This is a genomic window from Caldithrix sp., from assembly GCF_056497305.1.
The window spans coordinates 34841-54042 of sequence record NZ_JBSMDE010000103.1 but is presented as its reverse complement, the minus strand read 5'-3'; the positions used below and the strand labels follow the sequence as shown (position 1 = coordinate 54042).

Genomic DNA, 19202 nt, shown 5'->3' with positions numbered 1-19202 from the left:
AAATATGGATGAGAGACATGGAGGAATGATTCTTCATATTGGCAATTTTGTATTAATAGCAAAAATGAAGCACCTTCTCAGTTTTCTTTACTTGAGCCAGAAAATAATAGTGTAATTGATACTATTCTTCCAAAGCTTGTCTGGCAAAAATCTAATGATCCAGACCCTTATGATTCCTTGAAGTATGAAATATATTTGTCAAAAACTGAAGATTTCATAGACTCAATTAAAATTAAAAATATTATAGATACATCTTTAATTTTAGAGCAAAATCTGGAAGATAATACAAAATATTTTTGGAAAGTTAAGGCTTACGACAATTTCGGTGCATATAAATGGTGTAACAATTCTAGCTTTTCATTTTTTGTGAACCTGGAAAATGATCCTCCAAAGTGGATATCATTAAAGGACACCACATTTTATAATAATGACTCTCTTATTTACAATTTAAACAATATTATCTACGATCCGGATGATTCATTGAAGAATTTAAATATTTTTATTTCATTTAATAATAAAAATGTTTACTCGTATCAAAGTGATACATTATTAATAATAAAAGCACCAGGAGTAAATGACAAAGTTCAATCAATATTTACAGTTATAGATCCAGGTAATTTATCAGATGTTGATACAATATATATTAACATTATGCCTTCAACCGACATTGGCGATGGAACAAATGGGATTCCTAAAAATTTTATACTTTATCAAAATTATCCTAATCCTTTTAATCCAAAGACAATAATTAAATATGATCTTCCTAAAATGAATACTGTAACTTTAAATATTTATAATTTATTAGGTCGAAAGATTATTACTTTAGTTAATAGAAAACAAATTCCTGGCAGATATTCAATTACCTGGGATGGTAAAGATGAATTAGGAAAAAATGTTGCTACTGGGATTTATCTTTATCAATTAAAAACAAAAGATTTTGTGCAAACAAAAAAGATGATTTTGATACGATAACTATAAGACTTCTGCAACATTACTAATACAGGAAAATAGCTTAATGATTATATTAAGCCTAAGCTCTTCAAAAGTGATAAAATTGAAAAATTGAGAATAAATGAAGCGGGAGGATGAAATTTCAGAATGAACTCTTACTTTTTGGAATATCATATCGACCATAAAATTTCAAAAAAAAACAGCAGGACAAGCCAACAAATTAAACAGGATTTTCACTATAACAAACTATCTGTCCTGTTAAGTGCCTATTTATTTTGTAGAAGGAAGTAGTTTTATATAGATTTTTAAATTCAATGTTTAACTAAAAAATAAAACAATTATATGAGAAAAAGTATGCAAATTCTTTCTTTATTACTGGTCTTAGTAACGCAAATAATTTCAGAAAATTCAAACTTCGTGACAATAGCAGTTTTCCGTTCAAAACCAATACCCCCGGATTCTTATTTTAAATGGCTTTGGAATTCCTTTTCGGATGGATACGTAATTTTAACACTGCTTGTCCGGCTGCGAGTAAATTTGTTTTTTAGGCTTTTTACTTTTATGGGGAGGACAAGCCAATTTTAGATAATTTATTAATAACATTCAAATTAAACATTAAATTAACTAAAAACTTTTGACACTACGTGAAATAAAATAAGGAGATTCTTATGAAAACAAGAAAAACATTAGTGGTTATTTTATTTATCTTTTTTCTAAATAGCTGTATTACCATTTATCCCCGCTTTGAAGATTCGAACCAATTGTTTATCGAAAAAACGGTTAGCAAGATTGATCTTAGTTCAATTGTAAAATCTCAAATTCCTTATGGGAGTAAGGTCTCGTTAGTATCCATTGAAACAAAAGAGACGATTGATAAACCGATTGTAGCAATGATAGAAGATCAATTAATTCAATCTTTGATTGACAATGGCTACAAAGTACTTGAACGAGATGCTCACTCAATTAAAAATCTGATTCGCGAAAAATTGAATAAAAATTATTCTCTTTATTTTGGTGATAAAAATATTGAAATAAAACCTTCTTCAGAAAATATCGATAATTTGATATTTTTGGAGACCCAACTCTCCTCCGCAGATTACATCATTGCTTACCGAATCTTAGAATGTGGTTTGTTATATCGTGACAAAGACGCAAAACAAAACCTGCGGGAAGGACTGGTGCGTTTGCACATCAGGGTTTACGATACCTCTAATGGACAGATTTTGATCGCAAAGAATGTAAATGGAAAATTTACGGATACCATTCGCAAAGAATTTGTGAATCAACTGGCGAATTTTCATTATTCTTACTTTCCATATGACTATCCCCTGCAGCCAAAGGAAATGGTTCACTTAAAGAAATTGGCTCCAACCAGTGAAAATTATTTTTATTTTGCTCCCAGCGCCGGCCTGGGATTTAGCCAAGGTGGTGAAGAATTTGTACTGGGCGGGACAATAGGCTATGGCGGTAAATCCTGGGGACGAGTTGGCGCCAATATTATTTTCGCTATGGAATAAAATATGTTAAATATAACCTTACAATATGAGAAACCATATTATTTATCCAAACGAATAGCCTTTACGCCCAAAATAGGTATTGGTTATATAAACGATAGCTGGGAATAAAAGTATTACATAGATGATCTTTATGGTTGGGGATATTATGATTATAAATATTATAGTAAAGATGCTTTAGGCCTAATTGTTGGTGGCGCTTTTGAATTTGAGATCATTCCCGTGTTAAGTTTAAAAATAGGTTATGATGGCGCAATTGGACTGACTTCATCTGAGGCGGGAAATGGCGCGTTAATCGCTACATTTGGATTTAAATTTTAAATTAGAATAAAAAAATATTCGTATTCGTCCTGTGAATTGACTATTTATTTATTTTTAAAATTTAAGGCAGCGAGTCTAATATATCCATAACAAGAAACTTAACAATATTTTATATTATTAAAGATGACATAAATTTTACAAAATAATCGATTATTGAGAAAAGCTTAAATAACAGAGAATAAAAATCTCTGAATTAAGCAATATTTAAACAATAATTAGAGAACTGAATTTATTACACTTCATGATTCAACGTCACAAACATGAATTTAGATAAAGATTTTTTCAATTTGAGAATAAAGTAAATTTTGATGTTTTGTAAAAAATTATTAAAAACTTTAGGAGGGGCGCATCATGAAAAAATTATATCGAAATATTTTTATCAGCTTAATCCTTAATTCTGTATTTATATTGTTAACCTTTGGTCAAAGCTTGACACAGAATCTTGCCCAATTAAACATTTATGAAGAAAGTAGTGGGGTGCATGTTCATAGTTTTGATGTCAATGATCAACGTTTATTTGTAAACATTAATAAGGAAAACAGATTTAAAAATGATTTTTCTACAGGTACTGAATTCTATGATGTTTACATTAGTGACAGTTTGGGAAATGAAACAAATACAGGAGATTGTATTACAATTGATTGCTTTTTCCCATATAAATATTTTAATGATCAGGTAGGCAGTAATATTGATGCCATAGAACTTGTGTATAAAGATGGGACCAAAAAATATGCCACAAAAATAACCAATTATGAACTTGGGTTTGGCTTGACGGACAAAAATTATATTGATAATGCAGGTTTTATCAATAGAGCGTTATATCAACCTGATGGAAATTCTACCAGAATGGGAGCATATAGAAGTAGTATAACAGTCGGAAAATTTGAAACTTTTAATAAACAGGAATTCACACTTGACGAGTTCACTGCAGCATTGTGGCATTTTAATGAAAGATCGGGCAGCATTTTTTATGACGCAACAAATAATCACAACGATGGCAACTTAGAAAGCGCTCTTTGGACATCCCATGGCTTATTTGGAAATGCACTGGAATTTAAAGTTGATGGAACATCTTATTCCAAGGTTCCAGTCTCATCATCTTTACAAAATTTTGAACAATGCACTATTGAAATGTGGTTTAAATTAAATGAGAAAGCTACCGATTATGGTTATCAATTTGTACTTACTCGTTATGGGAGCAGTAATCCTTTAGCAACTCTTTTAGTAACCTATGTGAATCAAAAAGATTCATTAGTTGTTGATGGATATTTCTTTCCTGATAACTCAATGAATCCAATGAAGAATCTAAGATCAAAAGCAATACAACCAGAGACCTGGTATAAAGTTGCTTTGACTTATGATGGTGAAACAGAACGATTATTTCTAAATGACGAATTACAGGACGAATCCATTGAAAACTTAAATCTTGCTAACCCTGATGATATGATTTGGTTAGGGAAAAATGGTTATGCAGCAAAACCTCATTATTTTAGAGGAATTATAGATGAAATACGAATATCCAATGTGGATAGATATGGAAATCTTTATACTGATAAGCAAGAAGGTTGGAATTATGTTGGCTATGATTTAGAAGATAATTATTTTTATCCTTTCCCGACCGCTAAAGCCACTAATAATGTTTTAAATTTAAAATTTATGATAAATGATGATGTGTTTGGTGATTTTGCTGGAGGTGGCATAACTATTTTAACTGGTGATGTTAATGGCGATGAATCTTTGGAAATAGTATATGTTAAGAATGATCATTTAAAAATTTTAGATAGAGACGGCATTACCATTTTAGATAAAACTCTGCCCCATGGAAACTGCGCCATTTCAAGTTTAATTGATATTAATAAAGACGGAATTCTTGACATTGGAATAGGGAGTGAAAATTTAGACGATCCGGGGATATATTTTTTTGATGCGAATGGAACACTTTTGAAACAATTTATTCAGCAAACATCCGCTGCTGCATCAATTTACCCCAAGGTTTTTATTAATGGAAAATTAATTTCATCAAAAACTGGCTGGTATTACGGTGGTTCTGATCCAAATAGAGGGGTTGTCTGTTTTGATAATTTAGATGGAAATATTCTCTGGTATTTTGACATGGGGCTTATTGGTTTTAGAAATAGCAGAGTTTCAATTGCCGATATAGACAATGATGATGTTTTAGAATTTACAGAACCCGTTTACACTTCGCACAATGGTGCTGTAGGTCATAACATAAATGATGGCGAATTACGGTTAGTGGTATTAAACGAAAATGGTGAATTAGAGTTGAATAAAATATATGATTACCCCAATGACGGTGCCGCTTTCCATCGTTTTGTGGATTTTTATAATACGAATAGCTATAAAATCATTGGATTTGAAGGTCACGACCCAACTTATTACCACGGTAAAAGTCAAATACATGTTTTTAATTTATCCGGAACCATTGAAAATACTTTCGATGGAAAAGATAACGCTGACTGGCGAGCCGTTACCTGTGATATTAATCATGATGGTGTTAAAGAAATAATTGCCACCAATGGTAATAAATACTTCACCAATCAAGTTATTCTGGATAACAGTCTTTCTCTATTGAAACAATCCCCAATTTCAGGTTGGATAGCTTTTGGTAACGATCTTAATGGTGATGGAGAAATAGAGTTTGGGCTAACCTCTTCGGATACTTTAAAAATTATTTCTAATAATTTAGAATTAATTGCACAAAAAAAGGTGAGCGGTGAGATTAAACAGGCAATTGTTAGTGACATTGATGGTAATGGTATCAATGAAATTTTATTAGTTTCTGAAGACAGCTTATATTCCTTTGAATTTGGTACTGATCTAACAACTATTAATCATTCATTGCAAGGACCTATACGGTTTAATTTAGCGCCGAATTATCCCAATCCTTTCAATCCCACAACCACCATTCAATATTCCCTTCCCAAAACAGGAAATATTACATTGAATATTTATGACAATCGAGGGCAAAAGGTAAAGACTCTCATTCACAAAACTCAATCACCCGGCAGCTACAAAGTTACCTGGGATGGCACCAATGATTCTGGACAACCGGTTTCCAGTGGCGTGTATTATTACCAGATCAGATTTAACGATAAAATAGAAAGCAAGAAAATGATTTTGATACGATAGGAGGAAATATGAAGTACAACTATAATCTTTTACCAGACGAACAAGTCGTTCTTGAATCCGATAATAAAATTTTAACATTGACAAATAAACGAATACGTTATGATTATGAAAAAATGGGAGGATCTGATTTTATAAGCATAACACTGGACTCGGTTTCCTCCTGTGGTCTGGTAACAAAGTCATATCCCGTATTTTTAATTCTCGCTTTTATTTCTATATTTGGTATATTCGTGGTTGAAAATGATGGCAAAATACTCGCTTTTGTATTGTTTCTAATATTTTTAGTAATTTATTTCATTACAAGAAAAGCTTTTATTATAATTTCATCAAATGGTGGACAACATATTCAGTTACCAATGACCTCCATGAGTAGAGAAACCATTATTGATTTTCTTGAATCAGTAGAAAACGAAAAAATAAAATATTCAGGAAGAACTAAAAACTCTACGCAAACTTAACATTTTGCCATAAAAATTTCCTGGCAAAAAGTTCTGATATTTTGTTGACAGGACCTTCGGTTATTCTCTCTAAAATATCACTTGGTAAGGAAAACGAACATAATCCCAAAGGTTTGGCCTTGCTCATCAAGGTTTAATACAGGGCACAGCCGTTTGCTGCTTTGTGGGAGCAAAAGACAAATAATTCTTCTGTTTCAGAGCAAATAGTCTGGACTAATCCATTTTAATAACAGGATTTAAACAGATTATTCATCTCTCAGCAACATGAATATTAATCTTTTGCAAAATTACGCTTTTCTCTAATCTCATGCACCTAAGAAAGAACAAGCAACACCAAACTCCACTAAGGAAGTCATATTTCTCAGAACAGTTACTTTCTTATTTGCTTTCAGAATTTCCGACAGCACAACAAAGAAAATTCAAAAAGTTCAGCCGTTTGCCGCTTTAAAGTATAATAGCTCCATAAAAATATTTTCTTTTTCCTTTGTTCATTTATAATTTAAAGGATTAAATAAAAAGCAAGTTAAAGCAGGATTTAATTTCAATGGAATTCGATTTAGAGCATCTCAAAGAAGTCGTCGGGCCAAGGATTTTCAATAAGGGAAAAGCCTATTTCAAGAACCACCGCGTCAGAATTCTCAGAACTTCCGATGACGAGGTGGAAAGCATTGTTTTTGGTACCAATCAATATGAAGTAAAAATACAAAAAAGAAATTATACTTATCATGTGGATTGCACCTGCCCCTTTTTTACCTCCAGTGACAAAATTTGTAAACATATCGTTGCTACAATTTTAGAATATGATCAAAGGCAAAAATCCGATGCGCATGTTGTTCACTCAGAACCGACCTGGAAAGCGCTTGTTCCACCTAAAGAGCCTGAACTTGAAAACAAATCCCGCAATCGCCTGGTTTTTTTATTTACCTTTTATTCATCTTATTGGCAAATAAAAGTCGACTTACATTATATTAAAAAGAATGGCATGCTGGGACGCACTCTCAACTTCAATTTAAATTATTTCAGCTCGTATGATTTCGAAAACACTCCCAATGAATTGATGGCTTTAGGATTATTAAATGGCCTATCCCGCTTTTCCAACTATGCCAATTTCCAATATGGCAGCGAATACGGCCAGATTTTAAGCTATTTAAGTGATTCTTACCTTTTTTACTATAAAACTATGGGCGAAAAGATTCCCATTACATTTTTAAAAGAAGCGTATGACCTCCATTTTGCCATCGAACAAGAAGAAGATCATTATGTACTTAAACTGTTTTTAACAAAGGGAAATGGCAAGCAAAAAATAATGGTAAATGATTCGTTCTTCCTGCTCTCTTCCGAACAGGTCTATTTTTTCCATGACATGAAAATCTGGCCGGTCAGGCAAAATATTCCTGCCCGACTCCTTTTTCCCTTTTGCAAAACGGAAGCCGGACTAATCATTGAAAAAAAAGAGATGCCCCATTTTTTAAATGCCGTTTATCCTCAATATCTGGAAGCGAATATCAACATAGAACTTCCGAATTCTGTACAATTAAACATAATGGACAGCCTGACAAACAAAGCCCTTTATCTGTCGGAAGAAGATGGGGAACTGCTCATTTCCGTTTCTTTTTCGTATGGCGAGCAGCAAGAATCCGTTAAACCCATAGAAATAGCGGCGCTGCCTTTTAAAAAGTACAAAATACAAAAGCAAGAAAACCAATACTTCCTCATTGTCCGCCAGGAGGAAGTGGAAAACTTTTATTTGAACATACTGGCCGAGCATCATCTAGTCAGGCAGGGTAAAGAATTTGTTTTGTCCCCCAAAATAAACGTTTTAGAATGGTTGTTTGACGTTCTACCGGAGCTGGCCAAAAAAGGATTCCAGATTTACGGCGAAGAAAAATTGGAAAAATTAAAGGTGCGCCGGGTAGCACCCCGACTGATTACACAGGTGTCTTCCGGAGAAGATTGGTTTGATCTTAATGTGGAAATCGACTTCGATGGACTGCGCATGTCCTATCAGGAAGCGCTGAAAGCCCTGCGAAACAACAAAAATTTTATTCGCTTAAGCGACGGTTCTGCGGTAAGGATCGACCAGGACACACTTAAAAAGTTAGGCCTGATTAAAACCTTTGGCAGTAATTCAAAGCAGGACGGTACAGTACGCCTCTCTAAAACTCAGGCCTTATTAATCGAAGAAATTCTAAACGATTCGGCACAGGCAGAAACCGATCAGGCCTTTAAAGAACACCTACAAAAATTAAAGAGCTTTAAAAACATCCGTTCAGTGGATTTACCCAAAAACTTCCATGGACAACTACGACCCTATCAGAAAGCCGGCCTCGATTGGCTGGTCTTTTTAAATGAATATGGTCTGGGCGGTTGTCTGGCCGATGATATGGGGCTGGGCAAAACCATTCAGTCCCTGGCGCTTTTACAATGGCATAAAGAAAAATTGAAAAAAAATCTGGTGTCACTAATCGTTGCCCCCACCTCAGTCATTTTTAACTGGCAGCGTGAAGCCGCAAAATTTACGCCGGAGTTAAAGGTCTATGTCCATTCTGGCATGGAGAGAAAGAAGGACGCGGTTCACTTTAAAGATTTTGATTTAATCATCACCTCGTACGCCCTTCTCTGGCGCGATTTTGACCTATTAAAAGATATCTCTTTCCATTACGTCATTCTGGACGAATCGCAAAAGATAAAAAATCCACTCTCTGTTACGGCGCGCGCAGCCTACCGCTTAAAAGCGCGACATCGGCTGGTGATGACCGGCACGCCCATTGAGAACAATCTTGCAGAGCTGTGGTCGCAGTTCCAGTTCATTAATCCGGGCATGCTGGGCCCCTTAAAGGCGTTTACCAGGCACTTTGGCGCAGCCATCGAAAAAAAGGGCGATCAGGAAAAAGCGGAACAACTGCGCCGCCTCATCTACCCCTTCATTCTGAGAAGGACCAAAGACATGGTGGCCAAAGAACTGCCGCCTAAAGTGGAAAACATCCTGTTTTGCGACATGAGCGAACAACAACAAAAGGCTTACGTAAAATGGCGCGACTACTACCGCGCGCTGATCTTAAAAGCCATTAATGAAAAGGGACTTAATCGCTCAAAAATGAAAGTATTAGAAGGGCTAACCCGCTTGCGTCAGCTGGCCATTCATCCGGCCATGGTTGAAAAAAACAGCAAACCGGATTCTGGTAAATTCGATGCCCTGTTTGACATCCTGGAAGAAGTGCTTTCAGAAGGCCATAAAGTTCTGCTCTTTTCGCAGTTTGTCAAAGCGCTTACCCTGGTGCGTAAAGGGCTGGATCAGCGTCTTATTCCCTACCTCTATCTGGACGGGCGCACCAAAAATCGTCAGAAGTTGGTGGATAAATTTCAGGACAACTCTAAGATCAAAATTTTCTTAATCTCCCTTAAGGCCGGCGGGCTGGGTTTAAATCTTACGGCAGCTGATTATGTGATTCATCTGGATCCCTGGTGGAATCCGGCTGTAGAAGCGCAGGCCATGGATCGCGCACACCGCATCGGACAGAGCAAAAAGGTGTTTGTGTACAAAATGATTACCAGAGGCACCGTAGAAGAAAAGATTCTGGCCCTGCAGCAAAAAAAGAAAAATCTGGCGGAACAATTGATTACCACCGACGCCGCCTTCTTTAAGAATCTCGAAAAAGAAGATATTGTGCAGTTGTTTTCTTGAAAATAGTATTGAACTGGCAGTAAAGGCATTTGCGGATTACCTTGACTGTCAAACCTTGAAATAGGTTTAAAGTTTTTGAGACTGATCGGTGATGATTAAAAGCTTTCGTTTGTGGGAGGAACTCATTACTCGTCGCGCGTTACGCATTAACCAAGTTTTTCGCAGGCTAAGACGTCAGCCCTTTCGGATGAAGTATTCTAATCACGCTAATCCCTAAATCAAGCCAATCACGGTTCAAAATTTTGCACCCTGACACATTTGTTTGAATTTTTTTATTTCACACTTGTATTAATAGCAACTTTTGTTAAAATTACACGTTAATACCTAATCAAAATGAAAGGGTACAAAATGACTGAAATCTTAAACAACCACAATGATCAAAACAAACAACCTGATGAATCGTCAGAAGTTAAAAACGAACCCGTGGTTGCCAAACTTTCTGCCAGTCAGCAACTGGTTAAAGTGTTTAGCGATCCGGTAAGTTTCTTTGACCATTTGCGCAATAATCCCACCTGGTTATTACCTTTTCTTTTGATTATCTTAATGAGCATTGTGTTTACCGTGGTGACCAAGGACCAGATGCTGGAATATCGCAAACAAATGATCCTCGACTCCAATAAGATGACCGAAGAGATGAAAGACATGGCTCTGGAGCAAATCGACAATATGTCGCCAACCACCTACTATATTCAATCCGTTTTGGGTAGCGTGATTGGCATTGCTGTTGTTTACGCCATAGCAGCCGGTCTGTTTTTGTTAGTCGGCAATTTCTTTCTGGGAGGAAAGGCAACCTTTAAGCAGATGTTTGCGCTCTATGTATGGGGCAACATCGTTAGTCTTGTGGAAATGCCCGTTAAAATGTTTATGATTCTACAAAAAAACTCCATGGAGGTGTACACCAGTCTGGCCTTATTCATGGATCCGCAGAAAAACAAAACGGTGCTCTTTCAACTTTTAAATGCCGTCGACATTTTCGCCATCTGGAAGGTCATTTTGTGGGCCATCGGTTTTGGCATGATCTATCGGTTTAGCGCAAAAAAATCGTACATTACGGTTATTTCCCTTTACATTATTTATGTATTAATCAGCCTGGGATTTAGCCGCTTGTTTATCTAAACAAAGGAGTTTGTAATGAGGCACGGAATTCGTGGTGCAATACTATTCATATTACTATTGGTCATCAGCCTCCCTGGCCGGGGCAAAGCGCAGCAAGCCAGAGGGGAAACATCCTTGCTAACCCTGGAAGAGTGTATCGAACTGGCCCTGCAAAACAATTACACCTTACGCGCTTCCTATTACATGAAAAAAGCCGCTGATTTTGACGTGTTGAAGAGCTATCGGGGCATTTTGCCTCAGGTCAGCGTATCGGCTGGCAGGGGCGAAATTGAAACCGGGCCTTCAGAATACCTGAGCAACGAACCGGTGGGCATCGATCCGGAAACCGGTAATGTGATCTACGAGCAGAGAACGCGTAAAATTGAAAAGCAAACGCGCTCCTCGTCTTCAGCCAATTTGACCATTTCGCAAACCATTTTCGACGGCGGAATCTGGTGGAACCAAATTCGTAAATCAAAAACCGATTACGAAGCTACAAAGCATCAGTACGAGAGCGATCGCAATACCATTATTTTTCAGGTACAACAGGCCTATTTTGACGTGATCAAACAAAAAAAACTACTCGATGTGTACAGAGTAGCTATTGAACGTAGCCAGGCCCAATTGGAACGCTCGCAAAAAATGTTTGAACTGGGGGCCACGGCACAGGTCGATGTGTACCGCGCCAAGGTAAATTTAGGCAACGACAAGATTAATTATCTGAACCAGAAGAATGTTTACGAAGAAGCGCGCAAGAAATTGAATCTGCTGTTGGGACGCGATCCCCTAACCCCGATTGAAGTGCAACCGGAATTTGATCTGCCCGGCGAAATTCCCCAATTGGACGAACTCTTTAAGACCGCCTGGCAGCATCAGCCATTATTGAAAAAGGACCTGCTGAACATCAAATCCAGTACCCTTTCTCTGAAAATGGCCAAAGGCTTAAATTTCCCCAGAATCTCCGTGTACCTCAATTACGACCGCTTTCACGAATCGGCCATTAAGGTCTTTTCTGATTACGATCAAAACTATCAGATCCGATACGGCATCAATCTTTCATTGAATCTTTTCAACGGCTTTTCGGATTATGCCGATATTCAAAAGGCGCAACTGAACCGGAAAATGGCCATGGAACAGCTGGAAGATTACAAACGCAGTTTAAAATCCGAAATTCATAAAACCTACCAAAACTACCTTTCCACCCTGGAAATGATCAAAATCAATCAGGAAAATTTAGAAGCGGCTAAGGAAGAGTACCGTCTGGCTCAGGAACGCTACAACATCGGCGCCGGAACGCAATTAGAGGTTCGTGAAGCGCAGGTCAATTTAACCAGAGCCGAAGAGACCCTGGTTTCTACAGAGTACAATGCGCAGCTGTTATTAGCGCAATTGGATAATCAACTGGGATTGAGTTACGCCAAAATTAAAGAAAAGATCGAAAACAGATAATCGCTTCAACCCGGCAATGAAGAATTAGCTGGATGATGTTGCTTATGAATGACTCTTCTTACAGCAAGCGCGCTCCTGCGCGTCTTAACCGGACGGGCCATCCGACGAACAAGCACAGGAGCGCCATATTAACCAGAAAAAATGGGGAAGCCCGACAATGAAAAAGAAAAAAATTTTAATTAGCGCAGGCATTCTGCTGCTCATTGCTTTGCTTGTTGCAGGTAATCTTTTAAAAAGAGACCGCGGTCCGCTTGTCATCACCGAGAAGGTAACCAGAGGCACGGTCCAGCAAAAAGTAACCGGCTCAGGGCAAATCAAGGCAGCCACGGAGGTCAAGGTTAGCGCTCAGGTTGCCGGTAAAATTGTGCGTCTTCATGTGCGCGAAGGAGATTCTGTTAAAAAAGGTCAGCTTTTAGTGGAGTTGGATCCGGAGCGTTACATTGCCAGCGTTCAGCAGGCCGAATCGCAACTGCTGGCAGCCAAAGCTAACGAAAAAAAAGCGCACAGCGAGTTAATGCGCACCAAACAATTGTACGAACGCAAGCTGGTTTCACAGGCCGATTTAGAAGCTGCCGAAGCGAATTACGAAGCAGCCATGAGCAACCGTCTGCAGGCCGAAGCAGCCTTAAAGGAAGCCCAGGATTCGCTGGACAAAACGCGGCTATTTGCCACCATCGATGGCGTTGTGACGCGCGTTAACAAAGAAGAAGGCGAAATGACCTTAGGCGCCCAGTTTCAGGAAGACGTTATTCTGGTGGTTTCTGATCTTTCGGTAATGGAAGCCGTGGTGGAAATCGACGAAAATGATGTGGTCAATATTGAGCCGGGCGATTCGGCGATTGTTGAGGTGGATGCCTTCCCGGACACCAGCTATCGGGGCGTGGTGACGCAAATTGCCCATTCCGCCATCACCCGCGGCCAGGGCACCACAGAACAGGTAACCAATTTTGAGGTCACGGTTACCATCGACCATCCCGATCCGCGCTTCCGCCCGGGAATGAGCACCACGGTCGATATTTTGACCAAACGCCTGGACAACGTTATTAAAGTGCCCATTCAGGCCGTAACGGTGCGCAGCAAAGATGAAATCGAAGGGCAAAATCCCAAAAAGACCTCAAAACCTGACCGCCCTTCCAGCGTTAAAGAAGAAGACTTGCGCGAAGTGGTTTTTGTCGTCAAAGACGGCAAAGCCGAGATCAGACCGGTTAAACTGGGCATTAGCGATGACACACATTACGCGGTGTTGGAAGGTTTGCAAGAAGGGGAAGAGGTCATCACCGGGCCGTTCCGCCTGTTAACCAAAACCCTGAAAAACGGGCAGACCGTACGAGTTAAAAAAGAGGTGAAAAAAGACTGATGTTAATCCGCGTTGAAAACCTGAGCAAAATTTATGAACTGGGAAAAGTTAAAGTCCGGGCTCTGAACAACATTAATCTGACCATTGAGCGCAACGAGTACGTCGCCGTCATGGGGCCCAGCGGCTCCGGCAAATCGACTCTGATGAACATCATCGGTTGCCTGGACGTGCCAACCAGCGGCCGTTACATTTTGAACGATCAGGATGTCCACAACCTGACGGACGACCAGTTGGCCCACATTCGCAACAAAGAGATCGGTTTTGTTTTCCAGACGTTCAACCTGTTACCCAGGGCCAGCGCTCTACACAATGTGGAGCTTCCTTTGATCTACAACGGAACCCCGCGTTCCAAACGCCGGGAAATCGCCATGGAAATGCTGGAACGCGTGGGCCTGGCCGATCGGGCTCATCACCGGCCCAATGAACTTTCGGGCGGTCAGCGCCAACGCGTGGCCATTGCCCGCGCCCTGGTTAACAATCCTTCGCTTATTTTAGCCGACGAACCGACCGGCAATCTGGATTCCAGAACCGGCGAAGAGATCATGCAAATTTTTGAGGAATTGAACCAGGCAGGCAACACCATTATTCTGGTCACCCATGAAGAAGAGATCGCCCGAAAATGCCAGCGCATCATTCGCTTATTGGATGGTGAAATCATCAAAGACGAGTTAAATCGCTGATGACAACCTTAAACGCTTTTTTCTCGCACCTTTCAGAATATTTGATCATGGCCTGGCAGGCGCTGGTCAGTCACAAGCTGCGCTCCATTTTGACCACCCTGGGCATTTTAATCGGCGTGACCACCATCATCACCATCTGGACCACAATCGAAGGCCTGAACAAATACGTCTTCGGCCAGCTCTCCAATATCGGAGCCAGCACCGTTTACGTGCAGAAATATCCCTGGGTCATTAAAGGCGATTTCTGGAAGTATAGGAACCGTAAGCCCATTACCTACAAGGAGTACCAGGCCCTGGCCAAATATTGTCGCGCAGCGGAACACATCTCGCCGGAAGTCTTTTCCATGAAATCCATTCGCTACAAAAATAAAAAATTTGAAAACTTGTTCGTCATTGGCACCAATCAGGAATATGTGTACACCGGAAATGTCGCTCCGGAGCTGGGCCGCTTTTTAACGGAACTGGATGTCCATTACAACCGCTATGTTTGCGTTCTGGGCCGCGAAGTGGCCGATCAGCTCTTTGAAAAAGCCAACCCCATTGGCAAGCGCATCTTTATTGGTGATCGCAAGTACCTGGTAATCGGCGTTCTGGAACGCAAGGGCAACTTTTTTGGCCAGAGCATGGACAACTTCCTGATTGTGCCCTTTGGTACGTTCCGGCGCGTTTACGGCGGCCATCGCGAAATGCGGATTGCCCTCACCACCCAACCTGAGCGCCTGGAAGAAATGAAAGATCAGATTCGCAGCATCTTACGCCGCGTGCGCAAAGTGCCGCCGACCAAAGAAGACGACTTCTCCATTAACCAGCAGGACATGTTGACCGATCTGTACAGGAGTTTGACCACCACCCTGTTTGCCATTGTCTTTGTCATTGGCGGAATTTCGTTAGTTGTGGGCGGTATTGGCATCATGAACATCATGCTGGTCAGCGTGGCAGAACGGACGCGGGAAATCGGTATCCGCAAAGCGATTGGCGCCACGCGCAACAACATTTTAAGCCAGTTTCTGTTCGAAGCCATCGTCATTTCTTCCATCGGTGGCTTAATTGGCATTGTGCTGGGCTTTTTTGCCGGAAGCATGGTGCTCTCTCAGATGAATTTGAGCGGCACGGTCAGCCTGACCTCGATCTTAATTGGCTTTGGTTTTTCGGGGTTTGTCGGGGTTCTGGCCGGATTTTACCCGGCTTACAAAGCAGCCCGTTTAAATCCCATTGAATCATTACGCTACGAGTGAGAACAAACGATCATGTTAATCAAAGAAAATTTACACATCGCCCTGGACCAAATTCGTAGTAGCAAGTTCCGGTCGTTTTTAACGGCCCTGGGCATCAGCATTGGCATTGCCACAGTCATTTTCATCGTGTCCATTCTGGAAGGTTACAACCATTCCATCCAGAAAGAGCTGAATATTCTGGGGGCCAACACTTTTCAGGTTCAACGTGATGAAATTTTTACCGGTATTCAGGTGGGCTTTAGAAAAAAGAAACCACGCAAAAGGCTGGACAAGGCGCTGGCCCGGGCCATTCGCCAAAATTGCGATCTGGTGCAGTTTGTTGGCGCGGAAATCTGGGAGTACAATGTGAGTGTAAAGTACAAAGACAAAACAACCAATCCTACCATTTCCGTGGCCGGCGCTGAACCAGAATTCTTTCCCAACAACGGCTATTTTGTCAGCGAAGGACGGCCCATCACCAGGGACGATGTGCGTTTCCACCGCAATGTGGTGGTGCTGGGCATGGATGTGGTGGAAGAGTTGTTCCCTTTTGAAGATCCGTTGGGCAAAGAGATTAAGCTGTTTGGCAAGCGCTTTCGCGTGACCGGCATCCTGGAAAAGATGGGCAGCTCCACCTTTGGCGAAAGCCGCGACAACCGTCTGATCATCCCCATCACCACCTTTGAAGACATCAGGGGCAAAAAACGTTCTTGTAAAATTACGGTGATGGTTAAGCCCCAAGCGGACATGCAGGCAGCCATGGATCAGGTGATCGGCGTGTTACGCAAAGAGCGTAAAATTCCGCCCGGCAAAGAAAACGATTTTTCCATTTTTACCAACGATACCCTCATTCAATCGTTTAACAACATTGCCAGTAAAGTGCGCCTGGCAGGCATCTTTTTAGGGCTGATTTCCTTACTGGTCGGCAGCATTGGCGTGATGAACATCATGCTGGTTACCGTAACAGAACGTACGCGTGAAATTGGCATTCGTAAAGCCGTGGGCGCGCGGCGGGCGGTGATTTTAATGCAATTTCTCAGCGAATCGGTTGTTCTAAGCCTTGTGGGCGGCCTGGTCGGTATGGTAAGCGGCTTTTTGCTGGCTGCCCTGGTGGGCAGTTCATTGCAAATTCCGTTTACTATTCCGCTGTGGGCTGTGATCAGTTCTTTGCTGGTCACTTCGCTGGTAGGTATTCTGGCCGGCCTTTATCCGGCATCGCGGGCCGCCAACATGAACCCCATCAATGCCTTGCGCTACGAGTGATTAACCCCAGTACCAAAATACCTACCGAAAAAATCAGCGCATGGAAGAAAGGCTCCAGCCCCAAAGGGTAATGGGCTACGCCGCCTCTGGCGTGCAGGTTGCCCCACAAAAACAGGGCCAGTCCAATTGTAAAGCTCCCCCCCATCATCACAACAAAATAGCCGGATGGCAATTTTAATTTAGAGAAGTAGGCTCCGATGACCGGAAAGATCAACGGCGGAATGAACAGGCTGCCCAGACTGTACCAGAGCTGCACAACCGAAGGGATTAAATAGGCCATGCCTACGGCCACAAATCCGGTGAGAATCAGTCCTACCTTGACGAACGAATTGGCGCTTTTTGTCTTTTGCTTTTTCAGTTCCCAGATTAAATCGCGGCCAATGCCAATGGCCGACAAGAATGTGTAGCTATCGATGGTGGACATGATGGTGGCCAACAAACCGACAAAGAACAATCCGCGCAAAAAGGGCGGCAAATACTGAGTGGCCAGGGCCGGGTAGGCTAAAATGGGTCTGATGTCTGGCAACAGCACAAAGGCGTACAGGCCGCTGGTCAGGGTTAAGGCATCGAACAGGGCCCAGAAGGCAATGGAGATCAGGATGCCGCGTCGCGCCACCTGAGGCGAACGGGCCGCCGCACAGCGTTGATGAAAACCAGGATCAATAAACGTCCAGCTGGCAATGAAAAACCAGACAATAATCTGCTGCCAGGAGAGCGTGCCCTTAAGTGATGCGTGCGGCCCGTCCAGCTGCTGGAAGACCTGCCAGGGGCTTGGCTGTGTGGTGCTCAGGTAGCCAACGAGCAGTAGAAAACCGCTGAACATGAAAATAAATTGCAGCTTGTCGGTTTCCACCACCGATCGGAAACCTCCCCAGTAAACATAGATGATGGAAAAAAGGGCGCTCAGTACAATGGCCGGCAACAGATTCAGATGGAAAAAATATTGTAACAGAACTCCTAACATTAAAATGTAGGGCGCCGGCGAGGTCATGAGCACAATAAACAAAGCGCTGATGGCTCCTACCTTTCGGCCATGCATGCGGTACATCATGTCAGGGATGGAAACATTTTCAGCGCGTCTGATGCGCGGGGCCAGGAACAACGCAAAGAGCAGGGCAAAAAGGTAGTAGGGCAATCCCATCACCAGCCAGGCCGAAACCCCGGCCTGATAGACAAACTCGCCAATGCCCAAAATACCGCCGTACCAGGTGGAGACCAGGGTGGCCACAAATGCGGGCAGGGTCAATCGGCGCCCGCTCAGCAAAAATTCCTTTTCATCGCCATCCTGGCTACGGGCGCGAAATCCGACCCACAAAAGCAATAATACGTAAAGCACAACAGGTAAAAGATCCAGCCATAGTGCTTTACTCAAAACGTTGCACCTCGTACATGATCAATGTGCCTTCATCAAAAGCAACCGAACAGGGCGATTCGGCCACCACGTTGCTGATTCCTACAAAAAAATCATCGAACGTCTGCGCGGTTAAAGGATATTGAAAACCGGAAAGCGTCAGATTGCGCACCGCAGAAACGGACAAAAAGGAGATGGTCTGTCCTCTGGCCAGATCGAAACGGTGTTCGCCTGCCTGTAAAAATGTTAAGCGGCCGAAATTATCGATGACCTCAACTTCCATGCGCTTACTCGCTTGAGCCAGAAATAACAGGTTGGCCAGGGCATGATCGCTTCGCTTACCCGTGGCGTTTAAAATGCGTAAGCAATCGGGTTTTTTGCTTTCGGCCAGGATTAAAGCCTTTTCCAGGTCTGTGGAATACTGATCGGCCAGGTAAATCAGTTCGCTCTGTTCAAACCGGTTTCTGGAAGCCTTTTTAATGGAGTCCAGATCGCCGATAATGTAGTGAGGCGGTATTTTGTGCTGCCGGCAATAATTTGCCCCGCCATCCGCAGCAATGAGCACGGCAACCCCTTGCAGCGCCTGTTGTAATCGCTCAGCTTCAAGGCCCTCTCCGTTCAGAATGATGGCTACAGTTTTTTTCATGGTTGCTCCTTTATGGTAAAGCAGGGGAAAATGCTTTGTCGCTCCTTTTTTTAGTGACGACGGTACCC

At 41.5% G+C, this 19202-nt stretch carries 13 protein-coding genes; 11 read left to right on the top strand and 2 right to left on the bottom strand.

Annotated features, from left to right (window positions below; all coding sequences use genetic code 11):
* Positions 1-195: 195 nt before the first annotated feature.
* The 11 genes from ACWB0I_RS08990 to ACWB0I_RS08940 all read left to right on the top strand — a co-directional run bounded on the left by ACWB0I_RS08990 (position 196) and on the right by ACWB0I_RS08940 (position 17137).
* Positions 196-972 carry a T9SS type A sorting domain-containing protein gene (locus ACWB0I_RS08990; protein WP_479387724.1) on the top strand — a complete coding sequence of 259 codons (777 nt, stop codon included), beginning with the start codon at positions 196-198 and terminating at the stop codon, positions 970-972.
* Positions 973-1619: 647 nt separating this feature from the next.
* Positions 1620-2468, top strand: a complete 849-nt coding sequence (locus tag ACWB0I_RS08985; protein WP_479387723.1) for a hypothetical protein — start codon at positions 1620-1622, stop codon at positions 2466-2468.
* 669 nt (positions 2469-3137) lie between these two features.
* Positions 3138-5936, top strand: a complete 2799-nt coding sequence (locus ACWB0I_RS08980; RefSeq protein ID WP_479387722.1) for a LamG-like jellyroll fold domain-containing protein — start codon at positions 3138-3140, stop codon at positions 5934-5936.
* An 8-nt stretch (positions 5937-5944) separates the two neighbouring features.
* Positions 5945-6394 (top strand): hypothetical protein, encoded by a 450-nt coding sequence (locus ACWB0I_RS08975; RefSeq protein ID WP_479387721.1) that lies wholly within the window; start codon positions 5945-5947, stop codon positions 6392-6394.
* A gap of 544 nt (positions 6395-6938) precedes the next feature.
* Positions 6939-10079, top strand: coding sequence for a DEAD/DEAH box helicase (locus ACWB0I_RS08970; protein ID WP_479387720.1), 3141 nt, complete (start codon positions 6939-6941; stop codon positions 10077-10079).
* A gap of 348 nt (positions 10080-10427) precedes the next feature.
* Positions 10428-11195 (top strand): Yip1 family protein, encoded by a 768-nt coding sequence (locus ACWB0I_RS08965; RefSeq protein WP_479387719.1) that lies wholly within the window; start codon positions 10428-10430, stop codon positions 11193-11195.
* A gap of 15 nt (positions 11196-11210) precedes the next feature.
* Positions 11211-12623 (top strand): TolC family protein, encoded by a 1413-nt coding sequence (locus ACWB0I_RS08960; protein WP_479387718.1) that lies wholly within the window; start codon positions 11211-11213, stop codon positions 12621-12623.
* A gap of 157 nt (positions 12624-12780) precedes the next feature.
* Positions 12781-13980, top strand: coding sequence for an efflux RND transporter periplasmic adaptor subunit (locus ACWB0I_RS08955; RefSeq protein ID WP_479387717.1), 1200 nt, complete (start codon positions 12781-12783; stop codon positions 13978-13980).
* The gene (locus ACWB0I_RS08950; protein WP_479387716.1) at positions 13980-14660 is read left to right on the top strand and encodes an ABC transporter ATP-binding protein; all 681 of its coding nucleotides are present in this window, start codon (positions 13980-13982) and stop codon (positions 14658-14660) included. Before ACWB0I_RS08955 ends, ACWB0I_RS08950 begins: the two co-directional genes overlap by 1 nt.
* Positions 14660-15895 carry an ABC transporter permease gene (locus ACWB0I_RS08945; protein ID WP_479387715.1) on the top strand — a complete coding sequence of 412 codons (1236 nt, stop codon included), beginning with the start codon at positions 14660-14662 and terminating at the stop codon, positions 15893-15895. The genes ACWB0I_RS08950 and ACWB0I_RS08945 overlap by 1 nt, the downstream gene beginning before the upstream one ends.
* Before the next feature lie 12 nt (positions 15896-15907).
* Positions 15908-17137 carry an ABC transporter permease gene (locus ACWB0I_RS08940; RefSeq protein WP_479387714.1) on the top strand — a complete coding sequence of 410 codons (1230 nt, stop codon included), beginning with the start codon at positions 15908-15910 and terminating at the stop codon, positions 17135-17137.
* Here the strand turns inward: ACWB0I_RS08940 and ACWB0I_RS08935 are convergent.
* Positions 17115-18509 carry a sodium:solute symporter family protein gene (locus tag ACWB0I_RS08935; protein WP_479387713.1) on the bottom strand — a complete coding sequence of 465 codons (1395 nt, stop codon included), beginning with the start codon at positions 18507-18509 and terminating at the stop codon, positions 17115-17117. The two genes, ACWB0I_RS08940 and ACWB0I_RS08935, sit on opposite strands and share 23 nt — an antisense overlap.
* Positions 18502-19134, bottom strand: a complete 633-nt coding sequence (locus ACWB0I_RS08930) for a thiamine diphosphokinase (RefSeq protein ID WP_479387712.1) — start codon at positions 19132-19134, stop codon at positions 18502-18504. The genes ACWB0I_RS08935 and ACWB0I_RS08930 overlap by 8 nt, the downstream gene beginning before the upstream one ends.
* Positions 19135-19202: the final 68 nt, after the last annotated feature.